The organism is Pseudomonas sp. 2995-3 (genome assembly GCF_002742565.1).
In the GTDB taxonomy this organism is placed as follows: Bacteria; Pseudomonadota; Gammaproteobacteria; order Pseudomonadales; family Pseudomonadaceae; genus Aquipseudomonas; species Aquipseudomonas edaphica.
In genome coordinates this window covers 59,433-78,876 of record NZ_LJSB01000210.1, presented here as the reverse complement: position 1 = coordinate 78,876, position 19,444 = coordinate 59,433, and the positions used below count along the sequence as shown (strand labels likewise).

16 protein-coding genes and 1 pseudogene are annotated in these 19,444 nt (G+C 59.5%); 5 read left to right on the top strand and 12 right to left on the bottom strand.

Annotated features, from left to right (window positions below):
- Nucleotides 1-77 precede the first annotated feature (77 nt).
- Nucleotides 78-1,433 (bottom strand): serine hydroxymethyltransferase, encoded by a 1,356-nt coding sequence (glyA, locus tag AOA62_RS19320; RefSeq protein ID WP_099549451.1) that lies wholly within the window; start codon nucleotides 1,431-1,433, stop codon nucleotides 78-80.
- Between the two features lie 274 nt (nucleotides 1,434-1,707).
- Between glyA and AOA62_RS19315 the strand changes: the two genes are divergently transcribed.
- Together AOA62_RS19315 and AOA62_RS19310 are read left to right on the top strand one after the other, a co-directional pair.
- Complete coding sequence (locus AOA62_RS19315; protein ID WP_017135066.1) at nucleotides 1,708-2,313, top strand: helix-turn-helix transcriptional regulator; 606 nt, start codon at nucleotides 1,708-1,710, stop codon at nucleotides 2,311-2,313.
- Nucleotides 2,300-3,178, top strand: coding sequence for a queuosine precursor transporter (locus AOA62_RS19310; protein ID WP_017135067.1), 879 nt, complete (start codon nucleotides 2,300-2,302; stop codon nucleotides 3,176-3,178). Before AOA62_RS19315 ends, AOA62_RS19310 begins: the two co-directional genes overlap by 14 nt.
- Nucleotides 3,179-3,306: 128 nt before the next feature.
- Here the strand turns inward: AOA62_RS19310 and queC are convergent, their stop codons facing one another.
- The 6 genes from queC to cyoA all read right to left on the bottom strand — a co-directional run bounded on the left by queC (nucleotide 3,307) and on the right by cyoA (nucleotide 8,942).
- On the bottom strand, nucleotides 3,307-4,005 hold the full coding sequence (queC, locus tag AOA62_RS19305) for a 7-cyano-7-deazaguanine synthase QueC (RefSeq protein WP_017135068.1): 699 nt from the start codon (nucleotides 4,003-4,005) through the stop codon (nucleotides 3,307-3,309).
- A gap of 103 nt (nucleotides 4,006-4,108) precedes the next feature.
- Nucleotides 4,109-4,996, bottom strand: coding sequence for a heme o synthase (gene cyoE, locus AOA62_RS19300; protein WP_017135069.1), 888 nt, complete (start codon nucleotides 4,994-4,996; stop codon nucleotides 4,109-4,111).
- An 11-nt stretch (nucleotides 4,997-5,007) separates the two neighbouring features.
- Nucleotides 5,008-5,349 carry a cytochrome o ubiquinol oxidase subunit IV gene (cyoD, locus tag AOA62_RS19295; RefSeq protein WP_010206434.1) on the bottom strand — a complete coding sequence of 114 codons (342 nt, stop codon included), beginning with the start codon at nucleotides 5,347-5,349 and terminating at the stop codon, nucleotides 5,008-5,010.
- Nucleotides 5,349-5,975, bottom strand: a complete 627-nt coding sequence (locus AOA62_RS19290; protein WP_010206435.1) for a cytochrome o ubiquinol oxidase subunit III — start codon at nucleotides 5,973-5,975, stop codon at nucleotides 5,349-5,351. Before AOA62_RS19290 ends, cyoD begins: the two co-directional genes overlap by 1 nt.
- A gap of 3 nt (nucleotides 5,976-5,978) precedes the next feature.
- Nucleotides 5,979-7,997: a cytochrome o ubiquinol oxidase subunit I gene (gene cyoB / locus AOA62_RS19285; protein ID WP_017135070.1), complete on the bottom strand. Its 2,019-nt coding sequence runs from the start codon at nucleotides 7,995-7,997 to the stop codon at nucleotides 5,979-5,981.
- A gap of 3 nt (nucleotides 7,998-8,000) precedes the next feature.
- Nucleotides 8,001-8,942, bottom strand: a complete 942-nt coding sequence (cyoA, locus tag AOA62_RS19280; protein WP_026013527.1) for a ubiquinol oxidase subunit II — start codon at nucleotides 8,940-8,942, stop codon at nucleotides 8,001-8,003.
- A 27-nt stretch (nucleotides 8,943-8,969) separates the two neighbouring features.
- Between cyoA and AOA62_RS32665 the strand changes: the two are divergent.
- Nucleotides 8,970-9,261: pseudogene (locus AOA62_RS32665) on the top strand (hypothetical protein).
- Nucleotides 9,262-9,735: 474 nt separating this feature from the next.
- On the opposite strand, the gene AOA62_RS19270 reads toward AOA62_RS32665, so the two are convergent.
- Entirely contained in the window at nucleotides 9,736-10,242 is a 507-nt protein-coding gene (locus AOA62_RS19270; protein ID WP_017135072.1) for a disulfide bond formation protein B, read from the bottom strand.
- A gap of 197 nt (nucleotides 10,243-10,439) precedes the next feature.
- A complete protein-coding gene (gene hmpA / locus AOA62_RS19265; protein WP_017135073.1) occupies nucleotides 10,440-11,621 on the bottom strand; it encodes an NO-inducible flavohemoprotein in 1,182 nt (393 codons plus the stop codon).
- Nucleotides 11,622-11,768: 147 nt separating this feature from the next.
- Here hmpA and norR point away from each other — a divergent pair, with 147 nt between their 5' ends.
- Nucleotides 11,769-13,313: a nitric oxide reductase transcriptional regulator NorR gene (norR, locus tag AOA62_RS19260; protein ID WP_017135074.1), complete on the top strand. Its 1,545-nt coding sequence runs from the start codon at nucleotides 11,769-11,771 to the stop codon at nucleotides 13,311-13,313.
- Nucleotides 13,314-13,408: 95 nt separating this feature from the next.
- Here norR and AOA62_RS19255 read toward each other — a convergent pair whose 3' ends face one another.
- Nucleotides 13,409-14,311 carry a DMT family transporter gene (locus AOA62_RS19255; RefSeq protein WP_017135075.1) on the bottom strand — a complete coding sequence of 301 codons (903 nt, stop codon included), beginning with the start codon at nucleotides 14,309-14,311 and terminating at the stop codon, nucleotides 13,409-13,411.
- Between the two features lie 137 nt (nucleotides 14,312-14,448).
- Between AOA62_RS19255 and AOA62_RS19250 the strand changes: the two genes are divergently transcribed.
- A complete protein-coding gene (locus AOA62_RS19250) occupies nucleotides 14,449-15,324 on the top strand; it encodes a helix-turn-helix domain-containing protein (RefSeq protein WP_017135076.1) in 876 nt (291 codons plus the stop codon).
- On the opposite strand, the gene AOA62_RS19245 is transcribed toward AOA62_RS19250, so the two are convergent.
- Nucleotides 15,321-17,816: a LuxR C-terminal-related transcriptional regulator gene (locus AOA62_RS19245; RefSeq protein ID WP_099549450.1), complete on the bottom strand. Its 2,496-nt coding sequence runs from the start codon at nucleotides 17,814-17,816 to the stop codon at nucleotides 15,321-15,323. The genes AOA62_RS19250 and AOA62_RS19245 overlap by 4 nt on opposite strands.
- A gap of 257 nt (nucleotides 17,817-18,073) precedes the next feature.
- A complete protein-coding gene (locus AOA62_RS19240; RefSeq protein ID WP_099549449.1) occupies nucleotides 18,074-19,432 on the bottom strand; it encodes a DUF1329 domain-containing protein in 1,359 nt (452 codons plus the stop codon).
- Between the last annotated feature and the right edge of the window lie 12 nt (nucleotides 19,433-19,444).

The following is a 19,444-nucleotide window of genomic DNA, read 5'->3' as shown; positions in this document are numbered from 1 at the left end:
GGGTGATGGTTTCTCACGGTTCGTACAAAGAAGTATGACGAGAAGGCGCTCGGCTGATTTAGCCACCTGCGCCGTGATCAACCCTCCAGGTAGTCGGCGATCGGGTAGTTCATGCACAGGGCCTCTACCGCTGTGCGCACCTGCTCGCGCACCTCAGGCTCAAGCCGATAGTCCTGTTCGCCCAGCGGGGTGACGTTTTCCAACACCCGGCACACCAGCGCAATCACCTGGCGGCAACCCTCGGCGTCGAGTTCGCGTTGCGCCATGCAGCCGGTGCCAATACACAAACCGCTGGTGACCAACTTCGAGCGTGTCTCGCCTGGTACGCGGTGCTTGCTCACCACAATGGCGCAAGACTCAAGGGCCGCCTCGGCGATGGCGCCGGTCATGGCGCCCGGCAACCGGATCAGTACCGTATGGTTGTCACTGCGCCCGCCCACCACGTCGTAACCCTGGGCCGCAAACGCACTGGCCACCTCATCGGCAAGCGCACGGCCACGCCCCATACAGGCATCAAACTCTGCTGACTTCGCGTACCCGAAGGCAGCCGCTTTTGCCGCGATCATATTCACCGCCGGCGCCCCTTGCATACGCGGGAACACGGCTTGGTCCAGCACACGGCTGAACGTCGACCGCAGGCCAGGCACCTTGGCCTCGGCGTCGCGGCCGCACAGGATCAACCCGCCCCGTGGGCCGCCCAATTGCTTGTGCGTGCAGGTGATGGTGACGTGGGCGGCGTTGATCGGGCTCGGGTGGCGCCCCGTCACCACCAACCCGGCGATAGCGGAAATATCCGCCAAGAGGATGGCGCCCGCCTCGTCGGCAATTGCGCGAAACCGCTCAAAATCCACCACCCTTGAGTACGCACCCGCACCGCAAATAATGATGCGTGGGCGATGGGCCAGGGCCAGGCTGCGCACTTGCTCATAATCGATAAGGCCATCGACGGTGGTGCCGTAGCGGATAGCCTTGTAATAGGCCCCGGTAAACACCGCCGGGCTGCCATGGGTGAGTTCGCCGCCATGGTCGTGGGCCATGCCCAGTAGCGTATCGCCCGGCTCAAGCAGCGCCGAAAGCACTTGGGATATGGCATTGGACGCCGAATGAGGCTGCACGCCGGCGTAATGTGCATCGAACAACTCCCGCGCCCTGCGGATGGCCAGGGATTCCACTAAATCGACATTTTCGCAGCCGGTGCGATAGCGTTTGCCGGGCGTGCCTTCGGCGCTCACGTTGACCAGTGCAGAGGCGCAGGCCACCAGAGTGCGGGGCTTGACCGCGCAGGAAGAAGCCACCATTGAGAGGGTGCGATGCTGGCGAGTGACTTCAGCATCCAGCAGGCTGGCGAGTTCGAAGTCTTCTGCGCGCAGATCCGCCAGGCCACGACGCAGCAGGTCGGCCTGGTCTTTCAGAGGTACGGTATTGAATGCCATCAGTGCGGGTCCCTTCCTGGGCGTTGCGTGCCGGTCCGTCCTGAACCGAGAGGATCAATTAAACAGGAAATTAAACATTTTCCAAATCAAATGTTCATTTTCCAGACTCCAGCCCCATCAAAAGCACGCCCGCAGCGCATCCGGACTTTATTGTTAGGGCCGACGCATGCAACACTCCCGCCGCCGCAAAACCACAAGCGCCCCCGGAACGGGCGCTCCCTGCTGTGGTTGCGCAAACAACGGACGTTAACGACTAAAAGGAAGTGGTGAGCACGTGATACACAGACGCGAAAAAACCGAGCACTTGAAGAGCAACATCAAGTACTTGATCAAAAGCCGCGGCGAGACGCAGCTGTCGCTATCGAATGCCGCCGGCCTGACCAGGACCACCATCTACAACATCCTGGAAGGCAAGGTCGTCAACGTGCAGCAGTCCACTGTCCGCAAGATCTCGGACTTCTTCGGTGTTTCCTACGATGAAATCGAGACCCTTGATTTTGAAGCCAAGGAAATCATCGAGAGCAGTGTTTCCCCACAGGGCAACATGAACCCGGCCGCCGTGCCGGTGCTCAAGGAAAGCCTGGTGATCCAGAACCTGGACAAGCGCATTGGCGAGTTGGCCACCCTGTATCCGCTGACCTACTACTTCGGCTCTTCCTACAACCTGATCGGTGTGCGCCTGGAACGTGGCATTCCCGGTATCAACGAGCCGGGCGATTTGCTCATCGTGCAAAAAGGCACGTCAACGCTGGGCAAAGAAAAGCTGGTGTACGACCGGGCCATCCAAAAGATGTTTATCACCCTTGAAGCCTGCGCTGGCTCAGAGCGCCTGTGTGTAATCGGCGACATCATTGAGGAGCGCTTCAATGACAACGTATGAAGCGGGCATCGAAAACAGCAAATACAAGCTGCTGGGCTTTGAGAATGACAAGCGCCTGGCGGTGATCATGGTTATCGCCACCGGCAAGGTCATCAAGATGAAGCTGAGTGAAGTCATCAACAGCGAAATCATGGACAACCTCAATAAAATGGAAGTTAAGAACATGTACAAGAAGTTTTATTCACAGGGAGGGACGCTGACGGCCTACGATATCAACGACCGCAACGAAAATTCCTGGATGATCTACATCATCCTGAACCTGTTGCTGTTCACGTTTTATATCTTCACCAGCATTGCCGCGACCAAGCCTATTTACCTGGAGTCGATGGGCATCATCGTCACGCCAGGCACGTTTCTGTACCCGCTGACGTTTTTGATCGTGGATTTGCTCAACGAGCAATTCGGCCTGCGGCTGGCCAGACGTGCCATTTTGTTTGCGTTCGCCAGTAACGCGATGATCATCATCCTGCTCTACGGCTCGACGTTTCTGCCAGGGCTGCCCGGCTGGAAACTCGATGGCCCTTACAACGATGTGATCATTCAGGTGTCCTCGGTACTGGTCGCGTCCTCGGTCTCGTTCCTGGTGTCGGAGAACATAAACTCCTACTTGCTGTGCAAGATCAAGGAACTGACCAACTCCAAATACCTGTACCTGCGGATTTTCCTCAGTACGTTCTTTGCGGTGATTATCGACAGTTTCCTGTTCTGCTTTATTGCGTTCTATGGCGCGATGCAGACCAGCGACATCTTGAGCATGATCTACGTGCAGATCGCGATCAAAGTCGGCTTTGCGTTTTTTAATATCCTGCCGGCCTATGGCGCGCGTGCGTTGTTCAAACGCTGGATTACCGGTAGCGCAGCCTGATGTAATGCGCTCTAAATGTGGGAGCTGGCTTGCCTGCGATGCAGACAACTCGGTATGTCAGTGACATTCAGTTGATGCTATCGCAGGCAAGCCAGCTCCCACAGTAGACCGAGTACGGTCCCTAACCCCTAGCTCAGTTGCAACTTCTGCTTCAGGCTGCTCATAACACCCGCCTTGTCCTGCAAATACTCATTCAAGCCCCGAGCCCGCAGGTTGCATGCATCGCAATTACCGCAGCCGGTGCCGATGATGCCGTTGTAGCAAGTCAGGGTCTGGTGCTGAACCAGGTCCAGTTGCTGGTGGTAATCTGCCAAAGCCCAGGTCTCAGCCTTGTTCAGCCACATCAACGGCGTGTCCAGGCGCAGCTTGTAGTCCATGCCCAGTTCAAGCGCCGTGTTCAGCGCTTTGACAAAGTCATCGCGGCAATCGGGGTAACCCGAGAAGTCGGTCTCGCAGACACCGGTAATCACGCTTTCAGCTTTGACCTGATAGGCGTAGATCGCCGCCAGGGTCAGAAACAGAATATTGCGCCCCGGCACAAACGTGCTCGGCAGGCTTTCGCCCGAGCTGTTCACGGTCGGCACCGGAATGTTGTCGCGGGTCAGGCTGCTGATCGCCAGCTCGTTGAGCAGCGACACGTCCATCACTTTGTGAACGGTGGCGCCCAACTGCTTGGCCAACTTCTGCGCGACTTCAACTTCGGCCACATGGCGCTGGCCATAATCGAAGGTAATGCAGTGCACTTCGTCATACTGCCCCAGCGCCTGGATCAGGCAGGTGGTCGAGTCCTGCCCGCCACTGAATACCATCACGGCTTTTTTAGTCATCACGTTGCTTCCTGCATTTGTAGAATGTGGGAATAGTTTAAAGGCCACTCAATAAAAAGCCCCGCGCTTCTTGCGAAGGCGGGGCTTTTTATTGCTCGGTGACTCAGTGTGCGTAGGTCAGCAACAGCTCTTTCGGCACTTGGAAATCCAGGGACATCATCACGCTGAGCGCGGTGATGGTGAAGATCGAGAACACGAACAGCTTGCGCGCCCAGACGGTGTCATCCACCGCCTTGTAGCCGGTCCAGGCCATGTACAACCAGTACATGCCCATGGCGGCGGCGACGGCGAGGTAGCTCATGCCGGCATAGCCACTGAAGGTCAACATCAAGGTCGCCACGAGGAAGGCCAGGATGTAGAGCAGGATGTGTTTCTTGGCCACCTGAATGCCACGCTTAACCGGCAGAACCGGAATCGACGCAGCCAGGTAGTCATTGAAGCGGAAGATCGCGATGGCATAGGAGTGCGGCATCTGCCACAGGCTGAACATCACCAGCAGCACCAGCGCAGCCATGTCGAAGCTATTGGTTACAGCCACATAACCAATCACCGGCGGCATCGCCCCCGACAGACTGCCCACCAGCGTGCCGTGAACCGACTTGCGCTTGAGGTACAGACTGTAAAGGCCGACGTAGATAACAAAACCGATCACGGCAAACAGCGCCGCCAACGGGTTGGCCACCTTGTACAACAGGGCTACACCGGCAACACCCAGGACGGTCGCGTAGATCAGTGCCAGTTTCAGGGAGATAAGGCCCTGCACCAGCACACGATTCTTGGTGCGTTCCATCTTCAAGTCGATGTCACGGTCGATGCAGTTGTTGAACACACAACCGGAAGCTACCACCAGGGACGTGCCGATCATCGCAGCCAAGAAAATGGCCAGATCGACATGCCCCTTGGAGGCCAGGAAGAAACCGCCTGCCACAGAAAGCACGTTACCGAAAATGATCCCCGGTTTGGTGATTTGGATAAAGTGCTTAAGCGACATCGGGTCTTACCTCACTTCGCCATCATGAACGTATGGATGCTGAACATGATCCATATCGACAGGCCAACCAGCAGCAGGATCACAAGACCTGCGAACACGAACGCAATCACGTTATCGCGCTGCTCTTTCGAGCGATCCAGGTGCAGGAAGTACACCAGGTGAACCAGAACCTGAATCACCGCGAACGCCAGGACGATCATCAAGGTGATCGACTTCGGCAAGGTTGGGTACATCACCAGGCCGAACGGGATCAGGGTCAGGATGACCGACAGGATGAAGCCGATAGCGTAAGACTTTACGCTGCCGTGGCTCGCATCATGGCTGTCATGGTCATGGGAGTGTGCATTAGCCATTACAGAGTCCCCATCAAGTAAACGACGGTGAATACGCAGATCCAGACCACGTCCAGGAAGTGCCAGAACAGGCTCAGGCAGCTCAGGCGAGTCTTGTTGGTGTTGGTCAGGCCGTGCTTATTGACCTGATACATCATCACCGCCATCCACAGCAGGCCGGCAGTTACGTGCAGACCGTGGGTGCCTACCAGCGTGAAGAACGCGGACAGGAAGCCGGAACGGTGCGGGCCGTAGCCTTCGGAGATCAGCAGGTGGAACTCGTTGATCTCCATGCCGATGAAGCCCAGGCCGAACAGGAAGGTCAGTGCCAACCAGCTCAGTACGCCTTTCTTGTTGCCCTTGTAGAAGGCCAACATGGCGAAACCGTAGGTGATCGAACTGAACAACAGCAAGGCGGTTTCGCCGAGCACGTAAGGCAGTTCGAAGATGTCGTGGCCCGACGGGCCACCCGCTACGTTGTTTACCAGTACCGCGTACACCGCGAAGATCGACGCAAACAAGATGCAGTCGGTCATCAGGTAGAGCCAGAAACCGAATACGGTCATTGGCCCCGAGTCGTGGTGATGGTCATCGTGCCCATGGTCATCGACATGGGCGTGTCCAGCATTGGTCACTAAGTTCGACATGGTTTAAGCCTGTTCCAACGAGGTTTCTACACGGTTGGCCGGGATTTTCTTCTCGGCTACCAGGCGAGCGTGCTGCTCGGCTTCGATGCGTTCGATCGTCTCGACCGGCACCATGTAGCCTTGATCATCACGGGCAGCGTGAATGATGAAGTAACCGATAGTGCCTACCAGGCCCACGATTGCCAGCCACCAGATGTGCCAGATCATCGCGAAACCGAACACGGTCAACAGCGCGCCCATCACCACGCCAGTGGCGGTGTTGTTCGGCATGTGGATCGGCTCGTAGTGCTTAGGACGCTGGTACGCAGTACCGTCTTCCTTGGCTTCGGTGAACGCATCAATGGTGTTCGCAGTAGGGATCACAGCGAAGTTGTAGAACGGCGGTGGCGACGAAGTCGACCATTCCAGGGTGTGGCCATTCCATGGGTCACCGGAGTCGCAAGCGTTCTGCTTACGGTCACGGATGCTCACGTACAGCTGGATCAGCTGGCAGGCAATACCGGCAGCAATCATCAACGCACCGAACATGGCGACGTACAGGTACGGCACCCACTCAGGGTTGGTAGTGGCGTTCAGACGACGGGTCATGCCCATGAAGCCCAGCGCGTAGAGCGGCATGAACGCGACGAAGAAGCCCGAGATCCAGAACCAGAATGCAGCCTTGCCCCAACCTTCGTGCAGCTTGAAGCCGAACGCTTTCGGGAAGTAGAAGCTGAAACCTGCGATGTAGCCGAATACAGCACCACCGATGATCACGTTGTGGAAGTGCGCGATCACGAACAGGCTGTTGTGCAGTACGAAGTCAGCACCCGGAATGGCCAGCAGTACGCCGGTCATGCCGCCGATGGCGAAGGTCACCATGAAGCCCAGGGTCCACAGAACCTGGCTGGTGATACGCAGACGGCCGTGGTAGATGGTGAATAGCCAGTTGAATAGCTTCACCCCCGTCGGGATCGAAATCAACATCGTCGCCAGGCCGAAGAAGGCGTTGACGCTGGCCCCCGAACCCATGGTGAAGAAGTGGTGCAGCCACACCATGAAGCCCAGTACAGAGATTGCGCCCGATGCATAAACCATCGAGTGGTGACCGAACAGGCGCTTGCCGGTAAAGGTCGAGATCACTTCAGAGAAGATACCGAACGCTGGCAGGATCAGGATGTACACCTCAGGGTGACCCCATGCCCAGAACAGGTTCACGTACATCATTGGATTGCCACCAAGTTCATTGGTGAAAATGTGGAAATCCAGGTAACGGTCAAGCGACAGCAGCGCCATGGTAGCGGCCAGGATCGGGAACGAAGCCACGATCAGGACGTTGGCCCAGGTGCAGGTCCAGGTGAAGATCGGCATGTCCATCAGTTTCATGCCAGGGGCGCGCATTTTCAGGACGGTGGCCAGGAAGTTGACCCCCGTCAGTGTCGTCCCGAGTCCTGATAACTGTAGCGCCCAGATGTAGTAGTCCACACCCACGCCCGGACTGTACTGAATACCCGACAACGGCGGATACGCAACCCAACCGGTCTTGGCGAATTCGCCGACGCCCAGGGACAGGTTGATCAGCACCACGCCGGAAACCAGCAGCCAGAAGCTCAGGGAGTTCAGGAACGGGTAGGCAACGTCACGCGCACCGATCTGCAGCGGCAAGGCCAGGTTCATCAAGCCGGTGAAGAATGGCATCGCCATGAAGATGATCATGATCACACCGTGAGCGGTGAAGATCTGGTCATAGTGTTCAGGCGGCAGGTAGCCAGGCGAACCCTCGGTGGCCATGGCCAACTGGGTACGCATCATGATGGCGTCGGCAAAACCACGCAGCAGCATGACCATGGCAACGATGACGTACATGACACCGATTTTCTTGTGGTCGACAGACGTCAGCCACTCGGTCCACAGGTAGGTCCACTTCTTGAAATACGTGATTGCAGCAAACAGTGCCAGACCACCCAGCGCGATCATGGCGATGGTCACCATCACGATCGGCTCGTGGAACGGGACCGCATCCCAACTTAATTTACCAAACATCGTTTACTCCTCTGCCCCAGCAGTTGAATGCGAGCCCGTGTCAGAACCTTCAACCACGGCCACTTCTTTCTTCTCGTGCTTGACCGGCTTGCCTGGCTTCATACCTTCGTACTTGTCGACGATTTTCTGAAACAGGTCCGGCTCAAACGCGGAGTACAGAGCGACTGGGTTGTTCTGGCTTGGTTTGGTCAGGGCGTCGTATTCAGCTTGATCAAGCTGTTTAGGTGCGGCCTTGACTGCGGCTACCCAGGCGTTGAAGTCTTCCTGGCTCGTCGAGATCGCTTTGAATTTCATGCCGGTGAAGCCAGCGCCGCTGTAGTTCGCGGAGATGCCTTCCATTTCAGCTTTTTCGTTGGCGATCAGGTGCAGGCGAGTCTGCATGCCCGCCATCGCGTAGATCTGGCCGCCCAGTGCAGGGATGAAAAACGAGTTCATCACGGCATCGGAGGTGATCCGGAAATTAAGCGGAGTGTTCTCCGGGAACTGGATCTCGTTGACCGTGGCGATACCCAGGTCCGGGTAGATGAACAGCCACTTCCAGTCCAGCGCGACCACTTCGATATTGATCGGCTTGACGTTGGATTCCAGCGGACGGTAAGGGTCCAGCTCGTGGGTCGACTTATAGGTGATGTAACCCAGGGCGATGATGATGAGGACCGGCACCAGCCACACGGCGATTTCGATCTTGGTGGAGTGCGACCACTTAGGCGCGTAGGTAGCGCTGGTGTTCGACGCGCGGTATTTCCAGGCGAAGGCGAAGGTCATGATGATCACAGGGACCACGACCAGCAGCATCAGCAGGGTAGCGGTGATGATCAGGTTTCGTTGATCCAGACCGATCTGTCCTTTTGGGTCCATCAAGGTCCACTTGCAGCCTCCCAGCATTAACAGCATGCCAATCAGCGGCAAAAAGCCTAGTAATCGGGGGTACCTGTTTTTACTCATCTCACGACCTCTAAAGCAGCTTGCGCAATGCAGTTGGGTTTTGATCGCCAACACTTCACCCTGCCAAGGGTTGGCATTTCTCTTCGATTGAATAAGAGCCTGCCCGTCACGCCATAACTGTACGTTTCACGGACCTGCGGTGAGTTCTTATTCGATTTCGTGGTTAAAGGCCTTGTTACAGACCAATTCCATTTGGTGCGGATAGTTGAAAGGCTGCCGGAACCTTGGGGTCGCACAGAGCCGTCCATCTGCCCCTCGACCGCTCCAGTGCTCAAATATTGAACAGCACCGGACATTCAGTGCGGGCGATTGTAGTTAGCTAGCGATGTATAAACCATGTCTTATAAAGAAATAATTTTTATCGATTACAGCAACAATCCTTCACTAATCCTGCAAAGGTTCGCGATCTTATCGTGTTCGATTCCCAACAAAAACCACAAAAATTGCCGTGTTATTGGGCACAACGCCACTTCCCTTACACCTTGTAAGGGCTTGCAAAACGGATCCAAGCCCCCATAAAACAAGGCATTCGGACATCACCCAATGGCTCGCACGGCGTGACATTCGCGGCATCGCCCAAACGATGAACTGACAGCACAATTTAGCCATCGGGTGCAAATTCAGGCGGCGGTTTGATGGGTCAGAAACGTCCTGCGGCAACGTCCGTGTGACAACATGTCGCACGCTGCGCACACCTATTGTTGCCCCTCGTCACGGCCCTTTCACAAATCCCTACAACCAAAAACGCCCCGGACTTCCTTCAAGGAAGACCGGGGCGTTTTGGCGAGCAGACTCAGGCCTGGCGTTGGCGATTGCGATAGATGCCCAGCGGCACCAGAATCACCGTTAGCACGAACGCCACCAGCGCCCATTGCGCCAGGGACAAGCCAAGGATGGGCGGGTACGGCGTGCTGCAGAAGCCGTCGACCTGGAAGCCCAGTGGGAACACCTTGGCCAGTGGCAGTTCATCGACAATCGGCTGCAGCACATCGACGCCGCAACTGACCTCCGGGAAGAACTGGGTGTAGACGTGGTGGCCTGCAACTGCGACGCCGCCCACGGCACTGAGGACTACCAGCCCTTCAAACACAGTCACCGCACCTTTGCGGCGCATGGCGGCGCCGATGAAGGCAAATATCGCAATCAACAGCAAAGCGTAACGCTGCAGGATACATAGCGGGCACGGCGCCTCGCCCAACACCACTTGCATATACAGCGCACCGCCAATCAGCGCCAGGCAGATGATGCCCAGCAACACCAGAAAGCGCCGCTCCCTGCCTAAACGCAATTCGTCACTCATCCCCGTTTTCCCTTTGTCGTTGTGCCAATGCCGGCAAGTTTACACACAGAGCATGGTTAAAACAGAGAGGGGTTAACTGCGGATTAATCGGGATAAATGTTGTGGCTGAGCGGACGCCATCGCGGGCAAGCCCGGCTCCCACAGGGAATCGCATTCCAATGTGGGAGCCGGGCTTGTTGTGGAGAGGGTAGATGTACTTATTCCAGCGCCGCCGCCGGGCCGAAGAACTCGTAGCGCGCCTGCTGCTCCGGCACACCCAACGCCTTCAGATGGCGTTTGATCGCCGCCATAAAGCCTTTAGGCCCCAGGAAGTACGCATCCAGGTCACGTTCCTCGGGTAACCACGCCGCCAATTGCTCCTGGCTCAACAGCCCCACCTTGTCCGCCGCAGGGCTCACGCCGTCGTCCTCGGCATAGCAGTAAAAGCGTTTGAGCTGCGGGTGCCTGGCCGCCAGGGCATCGACCCAATCACGGAACGCATGCACACCGCCGTTGCGGGCGCAGTGGATAAAGTGCACCGGGCGCTCGGTTGCCAGGGCCGCTTCAAGCATGGGCAATGTGGGGGTGATGCCTACCCCGCCGCTGATCAGCACCAGCGGTTTATCGCTGGCCGCCAGCGTGAACTCACCCGATGGCGGGAACAGGTCGATGGTTGCACCGACATGCATCTGGTCATGCAGGTAGTTGGACACCCGCCCACCGGCCTCGCGTTTGACGCTGATGCGGTACAGGCCCGCATCGCTCAGGGCCGACAGGGAATAGTTGCGGCGCACTTCTTCGCCGTCCAGCACCAGCTTCATGCCGATGTACTGGCCCGGCGCGGCTTGCAGGATCGGGCCGTTGTCCACAGGCGCAAAGTAGAACGAGATGATCTCGTCGCTCTCCTCCACACGCTTGACCAACAGGAACGGCCGCGCACCGCGCCAGCCGCCCGGCGCCTGGGCTTTTTCATCGTAGATGGCCGCTTCGGCGCCAATCAGGATGTCGGCCAACTGGCCGTAGGCCGCGCCCCAGGCATTCATCACCTCAGGCGTGGCGATCTCGCTGCCGAGCACTTCAGAGATGGCGCGCAGCAGGCAGGCGCCCACAATCGGGTAGTGTTCCGGCAGGATCTGCAAGGCCACATGTTTGTTGATGATCTTGGCCACCAGGTCACCCAGTTGGTCCAACTGATCGATGTGCCGCGCATACATCAGCACGCCATTGGCCAGCGCGCGGGGCTGGTCACCGCTGGCCTGGTGGGCCTGGTTGAACAGCGGGCGAACTTCTGGGTATTCGCTGAGCATCATGCGGTAAAAATGCGTGATCAGCGCTTCGCCGCCGCTCTCCAGCAGGGGCACAGTGGATTTGACGATGGCACGGTCTTGGGCACTAAGCATGGCAGACTCCTGGGTCTCTTTACTGATTACCTTTACCTATTCAGCATTCGTGCCAACTAATTAATCGTTATAATTCAATAAGTTAAATATAATGTAGTCAGTATGACTCCCTACACCTTATAGTCACAAGGACTACAAGGAGTCATTATGACTGCACAATCGCTGCTCACCACCCTGCTGCCCCTGGTCGCCGACCTGTCCCGCGAACTGCCCGAGGGCGAGCGCTATCGACGCCTGTTGCAAGCCATGCGCGCACTGTTGCCGTGCGATGCCGCCGCGTTGTTACGCCTGGACGGTGAGTGGCTGGTGCCGCTGGCAGTGGATGGGTTGAGCGCCGATACCCTTGGCCGTCGCTTCAAGATCAGCGAACACCCGCGCTTTGAAGTGTTGCTGAGCAGCCCTGGCCCTACCCGTTTTGACAGCGACAGCGAACTGCCCGACCCCTACGATGGCTTGGTCGACGGCCTGCACGGGCACCTGGAAGTGCACGACTGCATGGGTTGCCCGCTGTTTATCGACGACCAGCCCTGGGGCCTGCTGACCCTCGACGCGCTGGACACCGAGCGTTTCGAACGCGTTGAGCTGGATGCTTTGCAAGCCTTTGCCAGCCTGGCGGCGGCCACGGTCAATGTCGCCGAACGCATCGAGCGCCTGGCATTACGCGCCGAAGACGAACATCAGCGCGCCGAGATCTACCGCCAGGCCAGCGGCCAACAGCACAAGGAAATGATCGGCCAGAGCAAGGCGCACAAGCGTCTGGTCGAGGAGATCAAGCTGGTGGGCGGCAGCGACCTGACCGTGCTGATTACCGGCGAAACCGGGGTCGGCAAGGAGCTGGTCGCCCAAGCCATCCACGCCGCGTCCCCGCGTGCGGACAAGCCGATGATCAGCCTCAACTGCGCCGCGCTCCCGGAAACCCTGGTGGAAAGCGAGCTGTTCGGCCACGTGCGCGGCGCCTTTACCGGCGCGTTGAATGAACGCCGTGGCAAGTTCGAGCTGGCCAATGGCGGCACCCTATTCCTGGATGAAGTGGGCGAGTTGTCGCTGACCGTGCAGGCCAAATTACTGCGTGTGCTGCAAAGCGGCCAGTTGCAGCGCTTGGGTTCGGACAAGGAACACCAGGTGGATGTACGCCTGATTGCCGCCACCAACCGCGACCTCGCCGAAGAAGTGCGCAATGGCCGCTACCGCGCCGACTTCTACCACCGCCTGAGCGTGTACCCGCTGCAAGTGCCGGCGCTACGTGAGCGCGGGCGGGACGTGTTGCTGCTGGCGGGGTACTTCCTGGAGCAGAACCGTTCGCGCATGGGCCTGGGCAGCCTGCGCCTGACCAGCGACGCCCAGGCCGCGCTGCTGGCCTATAACTGGCCAGGCAATGTGCGGGAGCTGGAACATTTGATCGGGCGCAGCGCGCTCAAAGCCCTGGGTAACTGCCGCGAGCGGCCGAAGATTCTGAGCCTGAGCGCCCAGGACCTGGACCTGCCGGACGTCAGCGCGCCGGCTATCGAAGCACCGCTGCAAGCGCCGCTGGCCGCGACCGGCGACCTGCGCCAGGCCACCGAGCACTACCAGCGCCAAATCATCAGCGCTTGCCTGGAACGCCATCAGCACAACTGGGCCAGCACCGCCCGCGAACTCGGCCTGGACCGCGCCAACCTCGGCCGCATGGCCAAGCGCCTGGGCCTCAAATAGGGCAACTGTGGGAGCTGGCTTGCCTGCGATTGCGGTGGGTCAGCTAGCTCAACTTTGACTGACCCACCGCCATCGCAGGCAAGCCAGCTCCCACATTAGATAGCCTTCGCCTGCAAGACCGGTTGAACCAGCTTAGGCTTACGAAACACCAGCACATTCCCCAACATCACCAACACCAGCCCCATCAGCGCCGGGGCGGTCCACTGGTATCCCTCGGCAAACGCCGACACGTTCAGCGCCACCACCGGAAACAGCACCGTGCAATACGCCGCCCGCTCCGGCCCCATGCGCCCAACCAGGGTGAGGTACGCAGTAAAGCCGATCACCGAACCCGGAATCACCAAATACCAGAGAGCGCCGATATACCGCGCACTCCAGTCCATGTCGAAAGGAATGCCGCGCACCGCACAGTAAGTCGCCAGCATCGTCGCGCCATAGGCCATGCCCCATGCATTGGTGGTCAGCGGCTTGAGCCCGGCCTTCTGTTGCAGACTCGAGAGCATATTGCCCGCCGAGAAACACATCGTCCCCAACAATGCCAACCCTAGGCCGAGCAAGGTCTGCGGGCTGGCGGTATGCCCTGCCAGTTCCGGCCAGAATAGAAAGCCCAGCCCCAGCAACCCCAGCGCGCCGCCCATCAACACGTTACGTGCTACGCGCTGGCCAAAAAACACCCGGGCATTGAGGGCGTTCCACAACGTGGCGGTAGAAAACACCACTGCCACCAGACCGCTCGGGATCCATTGGCTGGCGGTCAGGAAGCACATGAAGTTGACGCAGAACAGGCACAGCCCCTGCGCCAGGCAGATCAAATGCCCGCGCCGGTTCATCACCTGCAACTTGCGGCTGAGCAGCAACAGCGCAAACAGCACCAGCGCCGCCAGGCCGAAGCGGTAGACGATCGACACAGGAATCGCCACGACGCCCAATTGCCATTTGAGGGCGATCCAGGTGGTGCCCCAGATCAGCACGGTGAGTAAATACAGGAAAAGGTTCATAGCGGGCTCCGTCGATTGAGCCACAGTGTCCCTTGGCAGCCGGCCGGCGCTCTTGCACATTCTTGCGCTTTTGTCGGGCGCAGGGATCACAGCCATCGCCGGCGGGAGTAGGATGCAAGACGTCGGAGAGCACAACCATGCCTGATCTGGAATCCCTGCAAGTCTTTCAAGCCCTTAACCGCTCGCCCAACGCACGCCTGGAAGCCTGCGCCGAGCTCGGTGACGGCTTGTCTGCGGCCTTGTGGAGCAACCATCACGACTCGCAGGACTACCAGGCGCCGACCCATCACACCTTGTCCTGCTACATCGGCGGTGGCACCGGCACCTTTCGGCGCGATCAGCCTGGCACCAAGGGCGGCCCGGATAAACTCTGCATACTGCCCGCCGAGCACCAGTCGGCTTGGGTGATCAACGGTGAGATCCGCCTGGCCCACGTGTATTTCAGTCCCGAGCAATTTGCCCTCGGCTGCGTCACGTTGCTCGATCGCGAACCGCGGGAACTGCAACTGCGCGAAAGCACCTTCCTCGAAGACGCCAGCCAGGCCCAACGCTTTCACCAACTGATCGCCCTCAACTGGCAGGAGCCCGCCGAGCGCCTGCTGACCAGCAGTCTGGCCCATGAAATGCTCAGCCACACCTTGCTCAGCCAAGTCGGCGCACGCGATGGCCTGCGTTTGAAGGGCGGGTTGGCGGCGCATCAGCGGCGGCTGTTGGTGGAGTTTATCGACCACCACCTGGAAGACCCGATCAGCCTCGGGCAACTGGCCGGCCTGTGCGCGCTGTCGGAATACCATTTTGCGCGAATGTTCCGCCAAAGCTTCGGCCTGCCGCCCCACCAGTACCTGTTGGCACGTCGCCTGGCGCGTGCGCAAGCCCTGTTGCGTGGCGGCGCCCTGCCCCTTGGCGAGATTGCGTGGCGGTGTGGCTTCTCCAGCGCCAGCCACTTTACCCACCGTTTTCGCCAGGCCATGGGCGCCACGCCCGGGGAATACCGCCAGGCGTTCTGCGCCTAGACCATCAAGCCCAATGTCTTGGCCTTGGCCACCGCTTGGGTGCGTCGCTCCACGCCGAGCTTGCTGTGGATACGCCGCGCGTGAGTCTTGACGGTGTGCAGCGAGATAAACAGCCGGTCGGCGATTTCCAGGTTGGAGTTGCCTTGGGCGATCAGCTGCAGCACTTCCAGTTCGCGTTGGCTCAGCGGGTTTTCCACCACGCCACTGGGCGCCGCCGGGGTTTCCAGACCCAGCTCAATCAATAGCCCCGGCGCACGCAAACGCAGCTCGCGAATCGCCTGCTGCACCTGGCAGCGTTGCGCCAGCTCCAGCCCGGTTTGCAGGCCGCGCCGGGCCACGGCTGAGTCGCCCAACTGCCAGGCCACTTCTCCCAGCACCAGGTGCAGCTCGGTTTCCAGGCAGAGCATGCCGCGTTGTTGGGTGGTGTCGAGCAAGGCATACAGGCGCTCCATGGGCTGAACGGCCACACCCAGCTTCACCTCGGCCAGCACCAGCAAGTACTCCAGCCGTGGAATCAGTTCCAGCGTAGCCGGCGGTGCTTGCCGGGCCTGTGGCCCACGGAAGTGGCGCAGCACCCGGCGCACTGCTTCCACGGTCAGTTCGGCACGGCCCTGTTGCAACCAGAAGTGCCCACTGACCAACAGCAGCACCGCGCGGTATACCGAGTCCGGCACATGGCGTTGCTGCATCAAGCGCTCCGCTTCGCGCAGCTGGGCAAACGCCTGGGCGTAATCGCCATGGTTGGCCGCCAGCAACGCCAGGCCGAGAAACCCATAGAGCACGCGCTTGTCCTGGCTGTGCAGGCACAGGCTCAAACCGCTCTCGAAACATTCACCGGCGAGCGTGTCCTGGCCTTGGCGCAACGCCAGATGCCCGCGCCGCAGGGCGATGCGCCCTACCAGTGGCCCCGCCTTGAGGCGCTGGCGCGCCAGCATCGCCTGCACATTTTCCAGCAGGCTTTGCGCCCGATACGGTGCACCGCGTTGCTCCAGCAATTGCGCATGATCCAGTTCCAGCAGCGCTTCCAGCACCAATGAACCATGGGCACGCGCCAGGCACAGCGCTTCGCGGTTCAAGGCTTGGCCCACGTCCAGCTCGCCGCGCAGCAAGGCTTGCTGGGTCAGGCCCGAAAGGCACATCAGCCGGGAAGTCCAGGCGCTGTCGGGCAACGCTTGCAAAGCCTCCAGAAAATGCTCGCGGGAGCGCTCGGCATCCCCATTGAGGTGCAACAACCAGCCCCATTGCGCCTGCCAGCGCGCCAGTAAATGCCGCTGTTTCGCCGCCGTCGGCTGTGGTGCAAACCGGGCAAGCTGGTCGATGCACACACCGGCTTGCTCAAAGCGCCCGGCGAACAACAATGCGGCCGTCACGAGCCCCACCAGTTGTGCGGAGCCAAGCATCAATTCATCGCCATGTTGCTCATGCAGACGCAGCAACAGCTGCGCATTCTGCTGACGGAACAAGTCTTCAAAACTGAAGTGTTGCAACAGGCTCACCGCCATCTCAAACGCTTCGGCCAGCAAGGCCTGTTCAAACGCGGCTTGCCAATCGCACTCGGCGGTAAACCATTGGCAGGCACGCCGATGCCAGGCGCGCTTGGCCGGCCAGGGCTCATCGCGCAACAAGCGTGCGAGCGGCGCAAAGACCTGCAGCCAATCGGTGGTGTCTTCCCAGGGCTGGATAAAGGCGCCCAATGCCTGCAACTGCCGCAGGTAGTGGGCGCCGTCGCCAGCGCCGAACAGGTGCTCACACAGACCCGGGTTGAAGCGCGGCAGGTGCGCCAATACCCGCCAGGCCTCAGCCAACTCGACCGGCAAGGTGCGCAGCAGTTCGTGTTGCAGGTAGTCGAGCAAGGTTTTTTCCGGGTGACCATCACCGAGCAAGGCAATGCGTACACCGGCGCACCAACCGCCGCTGAACTGCATCACGCTGTCGAAGCTTTGCCCGCCGCCGAGCAGTTGCTGGACTTGCGCCGGGCTGAAGTTCAGCTCGCTGCACACCAACAGTTCATCGTCGAGCAACAACCGCGGCCAGTTGCATGCCGGTCGCCGCCGCGCGCCCAGCCACCAGGTCAGCGCCGGGCTGGCGACACTGAGCAGGCGGTCGAGCAAAGCATCCAGCTCGGGCGCGGGCAGGCGGCAGTAATCATCCAGGAACAACCACGCCATGGGCTGCCAGCGGCTGAGGTCAAGCAACAAGGTAGCTTCATCGACAAACGCCAGCCCCAGGTTGTGCGCCAAGCGTTGGCACAACTCATCGGGGCTCAAAGCCGCACCATTGAGTGGCAGCCAATAGACCTGGCAACCCTTGGGCGCCTGCAAGGCACACTCGGCCAGTAACGCGCTTTTGCCACTGCCACCCGGCGCGCACAGCAACTTGACCCTCACGGTTGCTGCGAGCAACGGCTCGGTCAATTGCGGGCGTAACAGGTGATGGGCGGACAGCCGTGGCATGAATCCAGGACGGTCCAGGCAGCGGGTCATGGCGGTCATTGCTGCATCCTGCGTTTTTTTTGTTATGCAACCTGACGCCACCCTAGTCCTGTGGTTGGCGGTTGTTGAAGAAGTATTCAGCGGGGTGATTGAAGGGCATTAATTAAAGGCAGAATGCAGACAACTGTGGGAGCTGGCTTGTGTGGGAGCTGGCTTGCCTGCGATAGCATCACCTCGGTCTAACAGGCATACCGAGGTGATGCTATCGCAGGCAAGCCAGCTCCCACACAAGCTCGCTCCCATATTTTATATCTGAGTCAGCGAACGCCCTCGGACCGCAGCGCTGCTGGCGTGTAATCCGCCGCCTTGGCCGCGAAGCCGAACACGAAACTGCGCTTTTCCTCATTCTTCATGCCGAGCGCGATGTAGCGCCCGGCAATGATGTCGTACAGGGTTTCCACGGTGTAGGCCGGCACTTGGTGGTCGTAATAGAACTGCGCGTGGCCTTCAGCAACGCGCCACAGTTGGCCTCGCCCGTCGTAGTGGTCCACCAGCGCGACCTGCCAGCTGTCTTCGTCGATGTACATGTGGCGCTTGGCGTAGATGTGCCGCTCGCTTGGCTTGACGGTGCCGACCACTTCCCACACGCGGTGCAGCTCGTAGCGGGTGAGGTCCTGGTTGATGTGCCCGGCCTTGATGATGTCGTCGTACTTGAGGGTCGGCGAATCGAGCTTGTAGCTGTTGTAGGGGATGTACATCTCTTTTTTGCCGACCAGTTTCCAGTCGTAGCGGTCGGGCGCGCCGGAGAACATGTCGAAGTTGTCGGTGGTGCGCAGGCCATCGGAGGCGGTGCCCGGGCCGTCATACGAGACTTGCGGTGCACGGCGCACGCGGCGTTGGCCGGCATTGTAGATCCAGGCCAGACGCGGCTCCTTCACCTGGTCGAGGGTTTCATGCACCAGCAGCACGTTGCCCGCCAGGCGTGCGGGCGCCGTGACCGATTGCTTGAAGAAGCTCAGCACGTTGGCCGCCTTGGCCTGGTCGATGTCCGGGATGGCTTGCGGCACCGCCACTTCTTCTTCGAAGCGAATCGGCGTGTAGCTGCCATTCGTTTGCGGGGTGGCCTGGGTGATGATGCGCTTGAGGTTACCGCCGTGATAACGGGTGATGTGGTTCCACAACACTTCCACGCCATTTTTCGGGATCGGGAACGCGTAGTAACGGTTGCCGGTGAAGTTTTCCAGGCCATTACCGTCGTTAATCGCGTGCACGTTCAGCGCGCTGCGCTTGATCGACTCGTAGATATCCGGCGGCAGGTTGACCGTGCGATGGGTCGGGTACACCGGGATCTTGTAGGTCTCGGGGTAACGCTTGAACATCGCCACCTGGCCGTCGGAGAGCTTGTCTTTGTACTTGTCGACCGTGGCGGCAGTGATCACGAACAACGGTTTTTCATTGGCGAACGGGTCGGCCAGAAAGCCTTTGCTGTCCACCGCGCCAGCGTTTTTCGGGATGCCGCCGGTCCAGGCCGGGATCGAACCGTCGGCGTTGCCGGCTTTTTCGGCGCCGACCGGCGTCAGGGTGGTGCCGAGCTTGGCGGCCTCTTCGGGCGAGACGGCGGCCATGACGTGGGCGGCCAGTAAACTCAGGGCCATCACTGCAAATAGCTTACGCATAGGTTGTTGTCC